This is a genomic window from Paenibacillus thiaminolyticus, from assembly GCF_007066085.1.
In the GTDB taxonomy this organism is placed as follows: domain Bacteria; phylum Bacillota; class Bacilli; order Paenibacillales; family Paenibacillaceae; genus Paenibacillus_B; species Paenibacillus_B thiaminolyticus.
In genome coordinates, this window is record NZ_CP041405.1 from 5,770,618 (window position 1) to 5,790,192 (window position 19,575).

The window sequence follows — 19,575 nt, forward strand, 5'->3', positions numbered from 1 at the left end:
TGCGTGGATTGAAATACTTGAAAGGTATATGGCAGGCTCAGGTAATAAGTCGCATCCTACGCGGATGCGTGGATTGAAATCGTCAAGAAATAAAAGTGCCGCCCCCGAAGGAGCGTCGCATCCTACGCGGATGCGTGGATTGAAATTATTACCTTAACTCTGATGCGTTTTTGTATTGCCGTCGCATCCTACGCGGATGCGTGGATTGAAATATCCAGAGGTTTAGGCTGTCCGTGATGGCCTGAGTCGCATCCTACGCGGATGCGTGGATTGAAATGCATCTTCGTTAGGGTGGTCGGCCGGAGCTCCAGCGTCGCATCCTACGCGGATGCGTGGATTGAAATCCATCCGGACAAACTGGTTATCGAACGGGTTCGGTCGCATCCTACGCGGATGCGTGGATTGAAATTACGCGGACGGTAGCCGCGCACTGTGGTTCGATGGTCGCATCCTACGCGGATGCGTGGATTGAAATCCGGGCGTGAGCATCAAACGTGGCGATGGGGCAATGTCGCATCCTACGCGGATGCGTGGATTGAAATCTGCGAGGGAGATTGAAATTTGGAGGTGCCAAGCACGTCGCATCCTACGCGGATGCGTGGATTGAAATTTGCGATCGTGTGGCTGCTGTTTATTGTCCGTGTGTCGCATCCTACACGGATGCGTGGATTGAAATGGAAATGAATGGAGTGAAGAATATGGACAGTAGAAGTCGCATCCTACACGGATGCGTGGATTGAAATACCAGCGGTGGCCGGGATGACATCAGCGCAACTCAAAGTCGCATCCCACACGGATGCGTGGATTGAAATCCCATAACCCAATGCCATTTGCCGTGCTTCGTCTTGTCGCATCCTATTCGGATGCGTGGATTGAAATCGTGAACTGTAACCTGCACGGGTCTGAATTCCTTGTCGCTTTCTACGCAGATGCGCGGATTGAAATGTGGACCTCTCTAAGCAGTCAAGCTCACATTGAGCGTCGCATCTTGCACCGACGCATAAAAACCATTATGAAACCAAAAAAGCATCTACCCCCTTATCAAAAGATGACGTGGGGGTGGGATGCTTGTCTTTTTTATAGAACATACGTTCCCTGACAGGTTGTTGTCACTTTCTTCAATCATAATAGAATTTAGAGTATCAATACGTAGGAAGGTGAGGATGTACGCAGCTATGAATACGACAGTTAGCGAGCAGCAACAATTGCATCCCAATGTGGTGCCATATTGGCGAATTTATCGTCTTTTCTCTGCATTGAAGCGGACTGCACTGACAAGCATTCCTATCATTGTTTGTTTGATGTGGTTGCCCCAATGGAAGTGGATTATATATGCTTCTGCGGCTTATCTTTTGCTTCATTGGAGCAAGGACTTATTCTATATCATATATGGAGTTCGCTTCAGCTATGCCCGAAGAAGTTACGTTCTGACAAGGGAAGAAATTGTGATTCGATGGGGCAGCATATGGACCGTTAATTCATCGGTTATTCCACTTAGCCGTGTTCAGCATGTAGATATTGAACAGGACGTCATTCAGAAAAAGCTGGGCATATCTGAAGTCGTTATCGTAACGGCAGGTGATGCGACTGGCATCGTCGGTTTATTGGAAGATGATGCGAATAAACTGCGGCGGCAGGTCATTGAACTGGCGAAGATAGGTGAAACTGATGCGTACAATCCATAGACAACATCCGATCAAGATTGCCGTACATTTGTATCGAACGATCCGCTATATGATCATCCCCTATACTCTCTTGTTATTCAAGGAGATCAAGGCCGGCACAGGTCAACAGCCTTATTGGGTATATGGGGTGGCTGTCGTCATTGGTCTATCTATCTTGCTGTGGTCTATTATTTCCTGGTGGAAAGACACTTATCAGATTGGGGAATCTGAGATCGTCATTCAAAGAGGAGTGCTTATCACCACCCAACGAACAATTCCGCTGGAGCGAATAACGAATATATCGATAGAACAGACTTGGACCGATCGATTAGTAGGTTCGGCTACTTCCGAATTGCACACTTCAGATTCGAACGAAGAAGCTGATGCTAGGTTCGTGTTGACTCAACGCAACGCAGACATGCTCATTGCCAGAATTAATCGACCGATGTCGCGTGTCTCGAATCAAGCGAAGCCGAATTGGGTCCTTCAACCCAAGGATATTTTGATGAGGGCGATTAGTTCCAATTCGTTCTGGCTGGGGGTTCCCCTATGTCTCACTATCGTAACTTATGTATGGGATTGGGTTGAACCAAGCACGGAAGAAGAAGTAAGCATGGTCCGTTTTTTTCAAGATGAAAGATGGAATGAATTATTGACGACGGAGCTTATACCCGTTCTGCTTGCGCTTCTTGGCATTATTGCCTTGTGCGTATTCACGTCCTGGTTGTTTTCCTTGGTCATGATGCAAATTCGTTATCACAAATGGTCCGTTATCCGAGACAGTTCCTATATTCATATCCAGTACGGATGGTATGAGAGGAAATCAACCTCCCTCCATACTGTGAAGATTCAGTCGATCCGGGTCAAGGAGCAGTTGTTTAGTCGTTATTTTGGTTATGTGTCCATCTGGATGGATTGCGTTGGGTATGCAGGGGAGAGGAAGGTGAAACTGCTGCTGCCCGCGGTCCACAGGTCAGAGATGCATGCTGCATTGAAGCTGCTGTTGCCCGAATTTACAATCGTGCAGCCTCAGCGTCATTTACCGGCGGGAAAGGCGATATATTTTGTATGGCTGCCGGTAATTGCTGTATGCCTTGTCATATTAGTCGCCGCAATTTTGACTCCGTGGGCATGGTTGACAATTCCGTTCGCGGCAGCAGTATATTGGCGAGGAAGCCGAAAATATTCGGGAACGCTATGGGAAGTTCATGGGAATCAATGTGTGATCGCGAAGCCGGGTCTTACGCGAACTACAGTCTATGTACAGCGCCAAGCGCTCCAATCGATAACCTGTCGTCAAACTTGGATCCAACGTATATTTGGCATTTTCCAGATTGAACTCGTGATAGATTCGCCATCCAAAGCGAAGGAATACGTATTTACCGGCGCATCCCAAGAGGATGTACAGCAGCTTTTACATTGGTATAAAAATAGAGGAGCTTCCAAATGCCCATTCATTGGTAACGAGGAAAAGGTTGTTTAGTCTGATTTTTTTGTGGAAGTAGGCAGGTGGACCTATATATGATGTCGAATATCCAATATTTATAGGATATTATGAGAGCATCTGGAGGAGAGTACAACGATGTCAGATAGAATGATTCGGCTCATGAAAATGGTCATAATCATACAGGCGAATCCTGGCATATCGGTGCAGGAACTGGCTGACAAATGTGAAACTTCCGAGCGAACTATATATCGGGATTTGAGAACACTAGATCTTGTCGTGCCTATAACGAATGATGGATACGGAACAGGGTATCGCTTTATAGGCAATTTTGCGATGTATCCGCTTAATTTTACAGAAGAAGAGGAGATGGTCTTCTCTATCCTCCCTTCCATGTTGGACAAAAGCAAGCTTTCACCCCTGTTCGATTCGGTCTACGACAAAGTCATGGCGACGCATGTCAAGGAGAAGCAAAAACGCAGGGAAGCAATGGAGAACTTTACGAATCTAATTCAGATGGGGATACCTGCTTACAAGGCAGATGATGATAGTCCCAATTACCTACTCCCTGTGATGGAAGCGATTATAGCCGAGAAGACACTCCGTGCAGTATACCATACCCAAAGCCGCAATACAGTGACAGAGCGCGAGATCGATCCGTACTGTCTTGTTCCTCGCGAGCAACGCTTCTACTTAATCGGGTATTGTCATCGGAAGCAGGACATTTTAATGTTCCGCATGAGCCGGTTTCATCGCGTTGAAATAACGACTAAAAACTTCGACAAAGGCGACTTCGACATCCACCACTATATGAAACATACTTGGTCGGTACATCGGGGCGAATCGCTCATTACGTTCAAGGTCAAATTTCAACCCGATGTGGCGAGATACATCAAGGAGGAGGAAATGTTTGTGCGCCCCAAAATGACGGACTTGCCCGATGGAAGCTTATTGTTCGAAGCTACAGTCAACCATGAGCAAGGCTTCTTGAATTGGCTCGCCCAGTATGGCCCGTCTGCCGAAATTCTGGAACCGCTATCAATAAGGAAGCAGTTCATCGAGCGGTTACAGCGTTGGATGGAGATGTATAACTAATGCATCATCTGGAATATATAAGTTCCCTGTCATTTAGTTGTTACCTGTGCGGGGTACGTAAATACGAGCGGTGTAGAAAGGAGTGTTGAAATGCAATCAATTGCCCATATTCGCATAAGCGATGAGAAGGTGCAGACCGTGGAACGGCATTTGCTGGAAGTGAAGACGTTGGCGGAAGAGTACGGTAAGAAATTGAATATTCCTCATGTCACCGGGCTGGCGGGCATGCTTCATGATATGGGGAAATATACGGAGAAGTTCAGGACATACATATTGGCGGCTGTGAGCGGAGCCGAGGATCGGCTGCGCCGGGGAGATGTTGATCATTCTACGGCCGGAGGACGGTTGCTTTATGATCGTTGTCATGCGGATGCGAAAGCGCCTTATAAAGTGATTTTGGCTGAGGTTGTAGGCAATGCGATTATTTCGCATCATTCCTATTTGCATGATTTTCTGGATCCGGATTTGGAATCTCCTTACTTGAGACGGGTTGCTTGCAAAAAGTTAGAGGAGTTTGATCAGAGCGTCGAAGCCTTTTTTACACTTGTCATGAGCGAGCAGGAATTCCAGGGATATGTGGATCAGGCGACTGCGGAAGTGGAACAATTTCTGGCCGGAGTGCCTGCCAAGAGTCTGGAACTGAAGCTGATGTTCCTGACCAAGTTCGTATTTAGCGCATTAATTGACGCTGATCGAACGAACACGAGATGGTTTGAAATGGGCGAGCCTGACGAGCCAGAACGGAACACCAAGGAATTGTTTTCAAGTTATTATGAAAGGCTGATGGCGCAACTTCATTCTTTTAAGAAAAAGAAGGACGCCCATACCCCGATTGCACTGTTGCGAAGCGAAATGTCCGAGTTATGCGAACGTTTTGCCGCGAAGCCGTCTTCTATTTATACGTTGTCGATTCCAACAGGGGGCGGCAAGACGCTGGCCAGCTTGAGATATGCCTTGAAGCATGCATTAACCTTTGACAAAAAGCGGATTATTTATGTCGTCCCTTTTACGACGATTATTGAGCAGAACGCTGCCACGGTGCGGGAAATATTGCAGGATGAAGTGAATATTCTGGAGCATCATTCCAATGTCGTAGAAGTGGAGGTGGAGGAAGACGACGAGGATCAGGATGGACTGGCTCTGACTGCGCGGCAAAAGGCGAACCTGGCTAAGGACAACTGGGATGCGCCGATTATTTTTACGACGATGGTGCAATTTCTGAACGTGTTTTTTGCGCACGGGAGCCGGAACATACGCAGACTCCATAACTTGTGTGATGCAGTCATTATATTTGACGAAGTGCAGAAGGTGCCTACACATTGCATTTCTCTATTTAACCAGGCGCTGAACTTCTTGAAGGAGTACGGAGGCTCCAGTATCGTGCTGTGCACGGCGACGCAACCGGCGCTGCAGTTCGTGGAGCAGAAGCTGGAATTGGCAGAGGATGCTGAGATGATAAGTAATCTCGATGAGGTAATTGATGCGTTCAAGCGTGTTGATTTGATCGATAAAGCTACCGAGCGGGCCTGGAGTACGGAAGAATTGGCATGCTTTGTCCAAGACACCATTCAGGAAGCAGGCAATATTCTGGTCATCTTGAATACGAAATCGGTCGTTAAGTCGTTGTATGAGCGGTTGCAGGCGATGCGGGAACAGCATCAGTTCGGCGAGGACGAGGAAATCTTTTTGTATCATTTGAGTACGTCGATGTGTGCCGCCCACCGGTCTGCCATTTTAGAAACAGTAAGGGCGCATCTTGAAGCAGAGGAAAAAGTGATTTGCGTCAGCACGCAGTTGATTGAAGCCGGAGTAGATGTCAGCTTCAAGTGCGTTATACGCTCCCTTGCCGGATTGGATTCGATCGCGCAAGCGGCGGGACGATGCAATCGGCATGGCAAGGATGAGATCCGGAATGTCTACATTATCGACCACGCGGAAGAGAATCTGAAGCATTTGAAGGAGATTCAAATTGGCAAGGAACTGACACGCACGATGCTTGTCGATATGAAGCGGGATGCGAAGGCGCATGGCGGCCAGTTGCTGTCGCAGCAGGCGATGGAATTTAATTTTCAGAAGTTCTATATGAGGCTGGAAGCGGATTTGAATAATTTTGTGCCTAAGCTGCGCAAAAATATGACGGACTTGCTATATGCCGGACGGTATGAAACGGACAGCTATTTCCAGGCCTATCACAGGAAGAAGGAAGAGGAGCAGGCGAAGGACACATGGTTGCCGCTAGTTCTCGCCAATAGCTATGGCACCGCCGCGAAATATTTTCATGTTATTGACGATTATACTCGCGCTGTGATTGTTCCCTATGGAGGAGGCGCAGAAGTGATTGCCGACCTGAACGGAAGCGGCACGATCGATGATTTGACGCGTCTGCTGAAGCGGGCGCAGCAGTTCACGGTTAACCTGTATGAACACGATCTTCGCCAGTTGGATCGTAGCGGCGGATTGGACAGCTGTCTGGACGGAAAGGTGCTCGTATTGAAAGATGGGGCTTACAGCGAGCATTTTGGCGTGGATCTGAACAGCGACAGCGCGATGGGATTTTTAGGTTGTTTCTAGAAGAGTGAAGCCTATCTTTTACAGATAGGCTCCTAATAAAATACTATATTTTTCAATCCGCGCTATTCTAGCGACAACTTAAGCTATTATAGCACAAATAAGGTATTTGAGAATGCGAACATTTTTTGATTTTCTGTTCAGGTATGAAACAAAAAGTTCATATAATATTTTATTAGATTATCATTGACCCTGTTAAGAAGAGAGTATAGTATAAAAGATGTAAGAAAATTATGGAAAGGGGGCGGCGCGTTGATACGCAACAGCATTGAGTTCGAAGTGTTCGGGACTTACGCGTTGTTTACAGATCCGTTAACGAAACTGGGCGGGGAGAAGATGTCATATCCAGTCCCGACCTTTCAGGCGCTAAAAGGAATAGTAGAATCCATTTACTGGAAACCTACAATATTATTTGTTGTGGATGCCGTTCGCGTTATGAATCCGATTCGAATGGAGTCCAAAGGGGTTCGCCCGCTGGATTACGGCGGCGGCAACACACTGGCATATTACTCCTATTTGAAAGATGTTCGTTACCAATGCCGGGCTCATTTCGTGTTCAACCCGAACCGGTCGGACTTGGAGTATGATCGCAACGAACATAAGCACCACAATATTTTGAAGCGCGCGTTGCGGGCGGGAGGACGCCGGGATATTTTCCTCGGAGCAAGAGAATGCCAAGGTTATGTGGAGCCATGCGAGTTTGGCGAAGGAAAAGGCTTCTACGATGATTATGGCGATCTCCACTTTGGCACGATGGTACATGGCATTAATTATCCGGATGAGACGGGCAGGAAGCAGATGGAGACGCGGCTGTGGAATCCGGTTATGAAGAACGGCTACATTTACTTTATAACGCCGGAAGAGTGTCAGATGGTTCGTCCCGTGGCTGAGATGGAACCGAAGACGTTCGCGGCCGGGGAGATCGAGGCGGTTGAGGAACTGGAGGTCCGGCTGGAAGCGGAGGGAAGCCGATGAGCTGGTTGCAGCAATTATATGAGACGTATGAATCGAACCTGGATCGGGTCGGGGTTGTCGAGAAGAAGCATAACGGGCAGGAATTCACGCTGCTTCCGATTTCTCATACGACACAGACGGCACATATTGAAGTTCGGGTCACGGAAGACGGGGAATTCCATTCAGCCATCGTCGTTGACAAGAGCGATGCCAGTACTTTGATTCCGTGCACAGAGGACTCCTCGAGCCGTTCGGGGACTGCCGTATTTCCTTATCCGCTGCATGATAAGTTAAGCTATGTGGCTGGAGACTACATTGACTATGGCGGACAAGCCAAGAAAGCGGATCAGTTCAAAGCCTATATCGAAAAGCTGGAAGAATGGGCTTTGTCGCCATTTCGCCATGCTCATGTCGCCAGTATTTTTAAGTACCTGAATAAAAAAAGGCTCGTTCGCGATCTGGTTGAAAAAGAGAACCTGTTGTCCCTGGATGGCAACGGTTGTCTGCTTGGCAAATGGGATAAAAAATACGGTGACGAGAAACCCCCGTTGTTTGGCGTGCTCAATGGCGAACAAGAAAGCGCATTCATTCGTTTTACGGTCTACTCCCCGGTTCGGCCGCTTAAGGAAGTGTGGAAAGATCCGGAGGTCTATGATTCGTTCATCCGCTACTATAACAGCAAGCTGGGCAACACCAAGCTGTGTTATGTGACGGGGCAATTGGTGCCAGGTACGGACAAGCATGCGAACAAAATACGAAATCCGGCAGACAAAGCGAAGTTGATCTCGGCCAGCGATACAAGCGGCTTTACGTTCCGGGGCCGGTTCAGCAGCAGCCAGGAAGCGGCGGGCATTAGCTATGAGGTATCGCAAAAAGCCCATAATGCGCTGAAATGGCTTATTCACCGCCAAGGGAAAATCATTGATGGGCGCGTATTTCTCGTATGGTCGAACGATGCGGTTGACGTGCCGGCTCCCGGAGAGGATACCTTTGCCCTATTTCCGGAACAGAGCGCGGCGCATAAAAGGGAGTCTTTTACGAACGAAGGGCTGGCGCGGGACATTGGCAGTGCTTTGGCTGGATATGGAACGGAACAGAAGGTGTCGCTTCCGAATCCCGCTGTAAATCTGCTTATCCTTGATTCTGCCACGACCGGGCGCATGGCGGTGCTCTATTATCGCAATCTGGACAAGAAGCATTATTTTGAGAAGCTGGTGGAATGGCATTCCAGTTGTGTATGGCTGCACCGTTATCGCAAAGATGAGAATGGTGATTATGTTCAATTTTTCGGCACACCGGCGACGAAAGATATTGCTTATGCCGCTTACGGAACATCAGCCAGCGACAAGCTCATAAAAGGGCTGATGGAACGCATGCTGCCGTGCATGGTAGACGGCGTCAAAATTCCGGCGGATATTGTGAATAGCGTTGTTCGCCGCGCGTCCAATCCGGTGGCGATGGAGAAGTGGGAATGGGAGAAGACGCTGAGCATTGCTTGCGCGTTAGTCAATAAAGTTTATGAGAAGGAGGGGTTCCAGGTGGCACTGGACAAGGAGAATACGGACCGAAGCTATTTGTTTGGGAGATTGCTGGCGGTGGCTGATATTTTGGAACGGCGTGCGCTAGGTTCGGAAGAGACGCGCGCAACGAATGCCATTCGCTATATGAACTCGTTTGCGCAGCATCCGGAGCGGACGTGGAGGGTGATTCAAGCGGGCTTGCAGCCGTATCAGGCGCGATTGGGCGCGAAAGGCACGGATCTGACGAAATTGATGGATGAGATTCTATCAAAATTCAAATATGAAGACTTTAATGACAAGCCATTATCCGGAAAGTACTTGCTGGGACTCTCCAGCCAAAGACATGACTTTTTCCAAGGGAAGAAGAAGGAAGAAAATAAAACCAAACAATCCACCGAAGGAGAGAATCAATCATGACAATCCTCGATCATAAAATTGATTTTGCTGTTGTATTTTCTGTGACCAAAGCCAATCCGAACGGTGATCCGTTGAATGGCAACCGGCCGCGTCAAAACTATGACGGTCATGGTGAAGTGTCGGATGTGGCGCTGAAACGGAAAATTCGAAACCGGCTGCAAGATCTCGGCGAGCCTATTTTTGTCCAGTCCAATGATAGAAATGATGATCAGCTAAAAAGTTTGCGCGAGCGGGCGGAAGCAAACGAGGCACTGGCAAAAATATTAAAACAAAAAGACGGTTCCGGCGAAGAGTTCGCGAAAATCGCTTGCGAACAGTGGATCGATGTCCGTAGCTTCGGACAGGTATTTGCCTTCAAGGGCAGTGGAGATAAAGGGGTGTCTGTTGGCGTGCGCGGTCCGGTATCGATACATACGGCAACGAGCGTCGATCCGATTGATATTACGAGTATGCAGATTACGAAGAGCGTCAATTCGGAGCCGAGCGAGAAAAGAGGATCGGACACAATGGGCATGAAGCACCGCGTAGATTTCGGCGTTTATGTCTTCTATGGCAGTATCAATACGCAGTTAGCGGAGAAGACGGGCTTCACTGTGGAGGATGCGGAGAAAATCAAGCAGGCGCTCGTTACGCTGTTCGAAAACGACGCGTCTTCCGCCAGACCGGAAGGAAGCATGGAAGTGCACAAGGTATATTGGTGGGAGCATAGCTCCAAGTTGGGTCAATATTCATCCGCCAAGGTGCACCGCTCCTTGCATGTCAGCAAAAATAAGGAAGAACCAAAATCGTTCGAAGAAGACTATGACGTTACACTGAACGAACTGGAAGGTCTGAAGGTTGAGATCATCGATGGGCTATAATGATGAGGATAGTTATTTAATGCTATCGGGCATCCAGCATTTTCAATTTTGCAAGCGACAATGGGCATTGATTCATATTGAACAGCAGTGGGAAGAGAATGTGAAGACGATTGAAGGGCAGCATCTTCATCGTAATGCGGATCAACCGTTCACAAGAGAAAAGCGCGGCGACAGACTTGTCGTCCGCGCTATGTCTGTGAAGTCGCATGAATTGAAGCTGACAGGCGTCTGTGATGTGGTAGAGTTCGTGCAGGATAGCCGCGGAGTGCCGATTAACGGAGCTGAGGGCAAGTACATGGCTTATCCGGTGGAGTATAAACGCGGCAAGCCGAAGACCGATGAATCGGATGTGCTGCAACTAGCGGCCCAGGCGGTCTGTCTGGAAGAAATGTTGTTGTGCGATGTGCAGACCGGATATATTTTCTATCAAGAATTGAAGCGCCGTATCGAGGTGCCGCTTACAGATGAGGTGAAACGAAGGGTCAGAGCGGTTGCGGCGGAGATGCAAAAGTATTTTAAGCGCAACCATACGCCGAAAGTAAAAACCGGGCCCTTTTGCAAAAACTGCTCGCTGCAATCTATCTGCCTGCCGGCCTTGATGAACAAACGGACGGTAAAAAGCTATATTGAGGGGAAGATGAAAGATGAAGCGTCTCCTTAACACGTTATATGTAAACCAGCCGGACGTTTATATGGCATTGGACGGGGACAATATTGTACTGCTTAAGGGAGAAGAAAAGCTGGGCCGTCTTCCGTTGCATAATCTGGAGGCTATCGTCGCTTTCGGTTATACAGGAGCAAGTCCTGCGTTGATGGGGTATTGTGCGGATCGGAATATCGCGATCACCTTTATGACGATGACCGGCAGATTTCTGGCCAGGGTCATTGGACAGAGCAAAGGCAATGTAGTGCTGCGGAAGAAGCAATACATTGTGTCTGAGGATGAAAGCTTGTCCGCGCAAATTGCACGCAATTTTATTGTCGGCAAAATTTATAACCATAAGTGGATGATTGAGCGGATGACGCGAGACTACCCGCTGCGGATCAATGTCGATCAGTTCAAGGAGCTTTCCGCGCAGTTATCGTCCCTTATGCTGGAAGTACGGGCTTGTGAAGATCTGGAACGTCTGCGAGGTTTAGAAGGACAAGCTGCAGTCAGTTACAATAAGGCTTTTGGCCAAATGATTCTGCAACAGACAGACGATTTTTACTTTCATTCCCGTTCACGCAGGCCCCCCTTGGACAATGTAAATGCGATGTTGTCGCTTGCGTACACATTGCTGGCGAATGATATGGCCTCCGCATTGGAAGCGGTCGGACTGGATGCTTACGTCGGATTTTTGCATCGCGATCGTCCGGGGCGAGCATCACTTGCTCTGGACGTGATGGAAGAGCTGCGGGGAATCTATGCGGACAGATTTGTTCTCACCTTGATTAATAAAAAGATTGTGAACAAAGATGATTTTTACAAGAAGGAAAACGGCGCCATCTTGATGACAGATGAGGCGAGAAAAAGATTTTTACACGCATGGCAAGATAGGAAACAAGAAAAGATTATGCATCCCTATCTGGGAGAGAAAATCAGTTGGGGGCTTGTCCCGCACGCCCAGGCCCTGTTGCTAGCTCGTCATTTACGTGATGATCTAGATGAATACCCTCCATTTCTCTGGAAGTAGGTGGTATAATTGTTGGTACTAATCACTTATGATGTCAGCACGACCAGCATTGCCGGGCAGCGCAGGTTACGTAAAGTCGCAAAGTTATGCCAAAATTATGGTCAGAGAGTGCAAAACTCTGTTTTTGAATGCAATGTAGACGCAGCTCAATTCGCCAGCTTGAAGATCCAACTTATCGATATGATTGATGAAAAGGAAGACAGCCTGCGATTTTATCAATTAGGAAATAACTACAAAAGCAAGTTGGAGCATGTCGGCGTGAAGGCATCGATCGATATGGAAGGGACGCTAATCTTTTAGTGCGAATGTGTAGTGCACATGAAATCCCTGGGGGATTCGCACCATGTTTTTTCTGTATTATGGGTAATAACCATTTTGTGGTTCGTTGCGGGAGTGAAAAATGACCTAGTTTATATTGATTCTAGAGCTAATTTGATTAATTGAATCATAGTAAGAACGAAAAATGATTGTAACAATCATTTTTCGCTGTCGCATCCTACGCGGATGCGTGGATTGAAATATAAATGGCGCGGACAACTTCCTCTTTGTCGTACGTCGCATCCTACGCGGATGCGTGGATTGAAATTTCGGTCGTCAGGCCCTCCATCGGGTTGTTTACGTCGCATCCTACGCGGATGCGTGGATTGAAATACGTTAAGCCCTCCTTATTAAGAATATTTGGCTTGTCGCATCCTACGCGGATGCGTGGATTGAAATACGTCCATGCTGCCGCTGTGCTGGATGTCTTGCTGTCGCATCCTACGCGGATGCGTGGATTGAAATAACGCTGGAGTACGCACGCCAACTGGTCAAAGAAAAGTCGCATCCTACGCGGATGCGTGGATTGAAATATTATTCGGAATTACATCCCGAGCCACTAACTGAGTCGCATCCTACGCGGATGCGTGGATTGAAATTCGTGGTTAAGACCACACGAAAAAAAGAAGGGGACAGTCGCATCCTACGCGGATGCGTGGATTGAAATCTCTGGCGTCATTTGCCGCTCTACAACCTTGCGTCGCATCCTACGCGGATGCGTGGATTGAAATCGTCGATGCTCTTTGTGTCGCTGGGCATTGTGTAGTCGCATCCTACGCGGATGCGTGGATTGAAATTTCCGGCAGGCGATCCGCCTGATGCAAAAATTAGTCGCATCCTACGCGGATGCGTGGATTGAAATATCTACGCGATGACACCCATTTCATTTCTATTCCGTCGCATCCTACGCGGATGCGTGGATTGAAATGCTACGCCACACCCACGCCGTCATGTTGCTAGGTCGCATCCTACGCGGATGCGTGGATTGAAATAGAATTTGCCACAGAACAAAATCGAAGACCTGGCACGTCGCATCCTACGCGGATGCGTGGATTGAAATATTTAAAAGTGGGTGAGGGAAGACAACTAGCTGGAGTCGCATCCTACGCGGATGCGTGGATTGAAATGTTGATAACGCTGAATCTATTATCAAGTATCAGGTCGCATCCTACGCGGATGCGTGGATTGAAATTTAACATGGCCGAAAGGGCCGGTACCTCAATTAGTCGCATCCTACGCGGATGCGTGGATTGAAATACAGTTAACACAAAAGCTCAAAGGCGGGAATCATGTCGCATCCTACGCGGATGCGTGGATTGAAATCAGCAAGTGTAGGCATTTACGTCATCCTTCACGAGTCGCATCCTACGCGGATGCGTGGATTGAAATTCGCGGTATATGCGGATTAGATAATCGATCGCGGTCGCATCCTACGCGGATGCGTGGATTGAAATTGGTACTTTGATGCGCTGATCACATACATGACATTGTCGCATCCTACGCGGATGCGTGGATTGAAATACCATATTCTAACGATTGATACCGCAAGATACCGTCGCATCCTACGCGGATGCGTGGATTGAAATTCTTTTGGTTTCGCCATTCCAACCACCTCGACTTTGTCGCATCCTACGCGGATGCGTGGATTGAAATACTTGCTGTTCATCTTGATGATCGCAAAATCGCGTCGCATCCTACGCGGATGCGTGGATTGAAATTTGCAATCTGAAAACATACAGTGTTGGCTTACCCCGTCGCATCCTACGCGGATGCGTGGATTGAAATATTTATATGATGCTTGTTAGAATTATTGCGGACAGGTCGCATCCTACGCGGATGCGTGGATTGAAATTTTATTAATTGAATCATTAATGGCAGAGGGTATTGTCGCATCCTACGCGGATGCGTGGATTGAAATAGAATCGGATGAGCAGCTTAGAGTGCTTCCAACGTCGCATCCTACGCGGATGCGTGGATTGAAATCCCATGCGTGGGGCGTACATCTTCGACCACTATGTCGCATCCTACGCGGATGCGTGGATTGAAATAGTCCCCTGGATGGACTTTATGTAAGGGGTTTTTGTCGCATCCTACGCGGATGCGTGGATTGAAATTTGACACAACGGTTCCCGCTACTGACACCTCTAAGTCGCATCCTACGCGGATGCGTGGATTGAAATTCGATGCTGCTGCTTACAATCCCACGCAAGGCCTGTCGCATCCTACGCGGATGCGTGGATTGAAATAATGCGGCGCAAAATATCAGCCATCATCATCAACGTCGCATCCTACGCGGATGCGTGGATTGAAATGCTAGATGCTCGTATTGATGATCAGGCAGCTTGGTCGCATCCTACGCGGATGCGTGGATTGAAATTTCCGGCAGCCGTACGATAAGCGCAGGATGATTGTCGCATCCTACGCGGATGCGTGGATTGAAATGAAATGCTCCGGCCAGACCTTGAGTTGATGTTCGGTCGCATCCTACGCGGATGCATACCGTAATAAAAGCCCGCTTGCGAGAAAATTAACTCACAAAGTCAGCGGAGCCGCATCCCCCTATTACTGCGCCTCTGCCGCAGATTTTCCCTCTATCCTCATGCCTAACGATCACCTCCCACCTCCCTCCACCCAAAAATACAACGACAGCTTTCTCCGTACATGCACTTCTGGGCCATTGCCTACATACAATGTATCACTGCGCCGGGATTCGGCTTGCTGCGAGGAGATACCGCTAGGCGCAAGACGCAGAATAGAACGTTGTCAGACTCCTGGAGGTGGCTAGCATGACGGGTTTATTTGCTGCAATCGCCGTGTTCATCAAGCAATTGACGCTACTTGTATCCTACGTCAAGAACAATGCGTTTCCGCAACCGTTGGCGGAAGAGGATGAGATGAAGCATTTGCAGCGGATGGCGGAAGGCAATGCACAGTCGCGGAATACGCTCATTGAGCACAATCTCCGCCTGGTTGCGCACATCGTGAAGAAATTCGACAACACGGGAGAAGACTTGGAGGATTTGATTTCCATCGGCACGATCGGGCTCATCAAAGCGATTGAGAGCTTCCAGCCAAACAAGGGAACGAAGCTGGCGACCTTCGCCGCACGCTGCATCGAGAACGAAATCTTGATGCATCTGCGCTCCTTGAAAAAGACGCGCAAAGATGTCTCGCTTCACGATCCAATCGGAACGGACAAGGAAGGCAATGAGATTACGTTGATCGATATTCTGGGCACGGACGGCGATGAAGTGGTCGATAAAGTGCAGCTCAAGATTGAGAAAAGCAAAATTTACCGGAATCTGGACATTCTCGATGAGCGGGAGCAGGAAGTGATTCGCGGCCGCTTCGGGCTGGATGGGGGCGGAGAGGAACGGACCCAGCGGGAGATCGCCAAGGAGTTGGGCATCTCGCGCAGCTACGTTTCCCGGATAGAGAAGCGGGCATTAATGAAGCTCTATCATGAATTCTACAAAAATAAAGGTCACATGTAGCAGCCGCATCACGAAATGGCCAGCCCGGTCCTGGTCCAGTACGCCCCACCGCTGTCCCGTGCAACACGGCCGCAGAGCCGTGCTGCGCGGGCATTCGCGATCGGCGGGACCCATCACGTCGTGCGGCGGCTCTGAATGGTGCCGTCCTGCCTGTGAATGACAATATCGGCGCCGTCAGACGCCTTCCGATGCTGAGCGTATTGGACGGCCTCCTGCTTCGTCTGCGCCGTCATGAGCGGATGCTCCCGCCCTTCGGCTGTAACGGCCCAGTCCTCCCCGGCCGGGACGACATGGAGGATAGTTGTGCTCATTCCACGGCATTCGGCTTCCCTCCTTGCTGCATAGGGTTGTCCATACTTTACCCGAATGCGCCTTCCGGCAAACCGGGCACCTGCTCCGACCGGGCGAATTTGCTATAATGAACGAGCCGGAACAACGAGATGGACGAGAGGAAGGAAGATGGCAATGACATCAGAGGCGAACACAGCAGAAGTACTCAGCAAGGGAACGGACAGCCCGGTGCCCCGTTACATATGCCGCCGCGTGCCGGACGGCAATCCGAATTGGATGGAGGCGGAGGCGGCCGTTCTGGCCGATGTCGTCACCGGGGAAGCTCCGCGCTATCGCACGCAGGTTCAGGCCTGCTGGTCAGAGCACACCTTATATCTTCGCTTCGAATGCGAGGATGAGCGGGTTGTGAGCCCCTATACGAAGCGGGATGATCCGCTGTTCGAAGCTGACGTGGTGGAATGCTTCATCCAGCCGGGTGAAGACGGAGCCGTCTATTATGAATTCAACATCAGCCCGCATAATATCGTCTTCGACTCGCGAATCGTATGTGAGCCCGGTAAGGAGAAGCTGTTCCAGCCTGAATGGGATGCCCGACAGCTGCGGACAGCGGTAACCTATGTCGCCGAGCCGAAGCGGCTCCTTGTCTATGAGGCGGCGATCGCGTTCGACGATCTGGAGCGGGCGCCCCAGCCCGGGGACTGTTGGCGCATCAACTGGTTCCGGATCGACGAGGGGGAGGACGGAATACGGACCTTCGATGCCTGGTCGCCGACGGGAGCGGTCAATTTCCATGTGCCGGAACGGTTCGGACGGTTCATGTTCGAAGCATAGATAAGCGTCCACGATAAGCTATTCCAATGAAGAAGGCTTCTCGCAAGCGGCTGGTACCAGCCGAAGCGGGAAGCCTTTGTCATGAAGCAGGCGCCGCACGCGCGAAGCAGCAGGAGACTGCTGCTCTTCCTTCATAAATCGTGTCATTATGATGTGTGCCCGAATCAGGCCCAACTGCATACGTTAGAAGCAAAGGATAACCGGAAAGGATGATGAGCTTATGGTAAGGAAGCTGCGAGCATGGGATATCATCTTGGTGTTGTTCGTGCTTTTGGTCATCGTGTGCCTTCTGCTGTTCGGACTAGGGCTGTAACTTGGCTCTACCCTAAAAACAGGACATATTTTTTTCACAAATGGCAAATACTGAACGCATATAACTGAAAATCAGACTGGATGCAGGAGGTGAATCAATGGCGACTTCGGCCAAATCCGGGTCATCCGGGTCCTCAACTTGGACTTCCGGAGGAACGACCATCTCGGAGAAAGAGTATAAGCAGATCGCCAAGCAGCGTGAACCCTCCCGCCCCGTATGGAAAAATTGCGTACGGGCTTTTTTGGTGGGAGGAACGATCTGCCTGATTGGACAAGCCATTGAACAAATATTAATCACGTTTTTCGATATGACGAAAAAAGACGCAGCAGGCCCGACGGTCGTGATTCTTGTGCTGGCTTCCGTTATTCTGACAAGCCTAGGCGTCTATGACAAACTCGCGCAATGGGCTGGCGCGGGCACGGCGGTTCCCGTGACCGGGTTCGCCAATTCGATGTGCTCCGCGGCGCTGGAGCATCGCAGCGAAGGGCTCGTGCTTGGGGTCGGCGGCAATATGTTCAAGCTGGCCGGCTCTGTCATCGTGTTCGGAACGGTGGCGGCCTTTTTCATTGCGCTCATCTATTTCATTTTCGGGATACAGTTCCAGCATTGATGCCGGACATTCCCAGATGGTAAAGGAGGCAATCCGATGCGTACAGGACGCCATACATGGCGGTTCGCCAATCAACCGGTTATTATCGGCACCTCGACCGTAGTAGGCCCCGAAGAAGGAAAGGGGCCTCTGGCCGCAGACTTTGACTTTGTTCACGAAGATTTGGATTTGAAGGAGCCAAGCTGGGAAAAGGCGGAACGCAAGCTGCTGGAGCAGGCCTCCCAACTTGCCATCGTCAATGCGAACATTACGCAGGATGACCTGGATTATTTCGTCGGCGGAGACCTGATGAACCAGATTATCAGCAACACCTTCGCCGCTCGCGGGCTGGGAGTGCCTTACATTGGGGTATTCGGGGCATGCTCCACCTCGATGGAGGCGCTGGCCCTCGGATCGCTGCTAGTCGATTCCGGCAACGCGAATATCGTCATGGCCGGGACGTGCAGTCACAACTGCTCTGCAGAGAAGCAGTTCCGATATCCGACGGAATACGGTTCCCAGAAGCCGCCTACGGCGCAATATACCGTGACCGGAGCCGGTGTGGCGATTGTCGGCAAAAAAGGCAACGGACCGAAAGTTACGGCCGCGACTATCGGCAAGATTGTCGATCTGGGCATCAAAGATCCGTTCAATATGGGAGCGGCCATGGCGCCGGCCGCTGTCGACACGATTCAGACCCATTTGACCGACTTGAAGCGCAGTCCCGGCTATTACGACATGATTGTGACCGGAGATTTATCTACTGTCGGTTACGGGATCGCCAAAGATTTGTTCAAAAAACACGATATCAACATTCAGACGACGAACTACCAGGATTGCGGGCTGATGATGTACGACATGGTCAAGCAGAAGCAGGATGTGCAAGCGGGAGGAAGCGGGGCGGCTTGCTCGGCCGTCGTCACCTACGGCCACATTCTGAAGCGGATGAGGCAGGGCGAACTGAAGAAGGTGATGATCGTGGCGACCGGAGCCCTTATGTCCCCGCTGTCCTACCAGCAGGGAGAGAGCATTCCTTGCATCGCTCATGCCGTGACGATTGAGATGGGAGGAGACGAATCATGATCTTTGTGTGGGCATTTATCGTAGGAGGGCTGATCTGCGTCATTGGGCAGCTAATGTTCGATGTCGCGAAGCTGACCCCGGCGCATACGATGGCGCTGCTGGTCGTCACCGGCGCGATCGTTGACGGCTTGGGCTGGTACGAGCCGTTGATCGAATTCGCCGGTGCAGGCGTGACGGTCCCGATCACGAGCTTCGGCAACTCCCTGGTGCACGGGGCGCTTACCGATCTGAAATCGGATGGATGGATTGGCGCCGTCAGCGGCATATTCAAGACGACAAGCGCGGGAATATTGGCGGCGATCGTGTTCTCCTTCCTGGCATCGCTCCTCGTGCGTCCCAAAGGCTAAGCGCGGATTGAGCAGACAAGCTCCGCAACCTGAACAGGTGCGGGGCTTCTTTTATGGGATTAATTAGCTTGAGGGCGAAATGAGTTGTTGATGTACCTTCACCATAGAATG

16 protein-coding genes and 2 CRISPR repeat arrays (1 of these 18 only partly in view) are annotated in these 19,575 nt (G+C 49.9%); of the genes, 15 read left to right on the forward strand and 1 reads right to left on the reverse strand.

The annotated features are described in order from the left end of the window. A CRISPR array of direct repeats spans window positions 1-945; the repeat unit is 32 nt; unit sequence GTCGCATCCTACGCGGATGCGTGGATTGAAAT; it begins 742 nt to the left of the window's first position. Between the two features lie 230 nt (window positions 946-1,175). From FLT43_RS25440 to sigK, 11 genes are all read left to right on the forward strand, one after another. Further along, on the forward strand, window positions 1,176-1,685 hold the full coding sequence (locus FLT43_RS25440; RefSeq protein WP_164776315.1) for a PH domain-containing protein: 510 nt from the start codon (window positions 1,176-1,178) through the stop codon (window positions 1,683-1,685). Continuing rightward, entirely contained in the window at window positions 1,669-3,147 is a 1,479-nt protein-coding gene (locus tag FLT43_RS25445) for a PH domain-containing protein (protein ID WP_087442033.1), read from the forward strand. The genes FLT43_RS25440 and FLT43_RS25445 overlap by 17 nt, the downstream gene beginning before the upstream one ends. 99 nt (window positions 3,148-3,246) lie before the next feature. Further along, entirely contained in the window at window positions 3,247-4,203 is a 957-nt protein-coding gene (locus FLT43_RS25450) for a helix-turn-helix transcriptional regulator (protein WP_087442034.1), read from the forward strand. Window positions 4,204-4,293: 90 nt separating this feature from the next. Beyond that, the gene (locus FLT43_RS25455; RefSeq protein WP_087442035.1) at window positions 4,294-6,774 is read left to right on the forward strand and encodes a CRISPR-associated helicase/endonuclease Cas3; all 2,481 of its coding nucleotides are present in this window, start codon (window positions 4,294-4,296) and stop codon (window positions 6,772-6,774) included. A 252-nt stretch (window positions 6,775-7,026) separates the two neighbouring features. Next, a complete protein-coding gene (gene cas5c, locus FLT43_RS25460) occupies window positions 7,027-7,746 on the forward strand; it encodes a type I-C CRISPR-associated protein Cas5c (protein ID WP_087442211.1) in 720 nt (239 codons plus the stop codon). Next, a complete protein-coding gene (gene cas8c, locus FLT43_RS25465) occupies window positions 7,743-9,662 on the forward strand; it encodes a type I-C CRISPR-associated protein Cas8c/Csd1 (protein ID WP_087442036.1) in 1,920 nt (639 codons plus the stop codon). The genes cas5c and cas8c overlap by 4 nt, the downstream gene beginning before the upstream one ends. Continuing rightward, entirely contained in the window at window positions 9,659-10,522 is an 864-nt protein-coding gene (cas7c, locus tag FLT43_RS25470; RefSeq protein WP_087442037.1) for a type I-C CRISPR-associated protein Cas7/Csd2, read from the forward strand. The genes cas8c and cas7c overlap by 4 nt, the downstream gene beginning before the upstream one ends. After that, on the forward strand, window positions 10,512-11,183 hold the full coding sequence (gene cas4, locus FLT43_RS25475) for a CRISPR-associated protein Cas4 (protein WP_087442038.1): 672 nt from the start codon (window positions 10,512-10,514) through the stop codon (window positions 11,181-11,183). The genes cas7c and cas4 overlap by 11 nt, the downstream gene beginning before the upstream one ends. Beyond that, window positions 11,167-12,198 (forward strand): type I-C CRISPR-associated endonuclease Cas1c, encoded by a 1,032-nt coding sequence (gene cas1c / locus FLT43_RS25480; RefSeq protein WP_087442039.1) that lies wholly within the window; start codon window positions 11,167-11,169, stop codon window positions 12,196-12,198. Before cas4 ends, cas1c begins: the two co-directional genes overlap by 17 nt. Before the next feature lie 9 nt (window positions 12,199-12,207). Next, window positions 12,208-12,498 (forward strand): CRISPR-associated endonuclease Cas2, encoded by a 291-nt coding sequence (gene cas2 / locus FLT43_RS25485; RefSeq protein WP_087442040.1) that lies wholly within the window; start codon window positions 12,208-12,210, stop codon window positions 12,496-12,498. A gap of 188 nt (window positions 12,499-12,686) precedes the next feature. Then, window positions 12,687-14,958: a CRISPR direct-repeat array (repeat unit 32 nt; unit sequence GTCGCATCCTACGCGGATGCGTGGATTGAAAT). 344 nt (window positions 14,959-15,302) lie between these two features. After that, the gene (gene sigK / locus FLT43_RS25490; RefSeq protein ID WP_087442041.1) at window positions 15,303-16,010 is read left to right on the forward strand and encodes an RNA polymerase sporulation sigma factor SigK; all 708 of its coding nucleotides are present in this window, start codon (window positions 15,303-15,305) and stop codon (window positions 16,008-16,010) included. Between the two features lie 113 nt (window positions 16,011-16,123). On the opposite strand, the gene FLT43_RS25495 is transcribed toward sigK, so the two are convergent. Beyond that, window positions 16,124-16,321: a DUF2188 domain-containing protein gene (locus tag FLT43_RS25495; protein ID WP_244194152.1), complete on the reverse strand. Its 198-nt coding sequence runs from the start codon at window positions 16,319-16,321 to the stop codon at window positions 16,124-16,126. Between the two features lie 148 nt (window positions 16,322-16,469). On the opposite strand from FLT43_RS25495, the gene FLT43_RS25500 reads away from it, so the two are divergent. The 4 genes from FLT43_RS25500 to spoVAE all read left to right on the forward strand — a co-directional run bounded on the left by FLT43_RS25500 (window position 16,470) and on the right by spoVAE (window position 19,464). After that, complete coding sequence (locus tag FLT43_RS25500) at window positions 16,470-17,132, forward strand: carbohydrate-binding family 9-like protein (protein WP_244194153.1); 663 nt, start codon at window positions 16,470-16,472, stop codon at window positions 17,130-17,132. 410 nt (window positions 17,133-17,542) lie between these two features. Further along, complete coding sequence (spoVAC, locus tag FLT43_RS25505; RefSeq protein WP_087442043.1) at window positions 17,543-18,055, forward strand: stage V sporulation protein AC; 513 nt, start codon at window positions 17,543-17,545, stop codon at window positions 18,053-18,055. 36 nt (window positions 18,056-18,091) lie between these two features. After that, entirely contained in the window at window positions 18,092-19,117 is a 1,026-nt protein-coding gene (gene spoVAD, locus FLT43_RS25510) for a stage V sporulation protein AD (protein ID WP_087442044.1), read from the forward strand. After that, a complete protein-coding gene (gene spoVAE, locus FLT43_RS25515; RefSeq protein ID WP_087442045.1) occupies window positions 19,114-19,464 on the forward strand; it encodes a stage V sporulation protein AE in 351 nt (116 codons plus the stop codon). The genes spoVAD and spoVAE overlap by 4 nt, the downstream gene beginning before the upstream one ends. The last annotated feature ends 111 nt before the right edge of the window (window positions 19,465-19,575 follow it).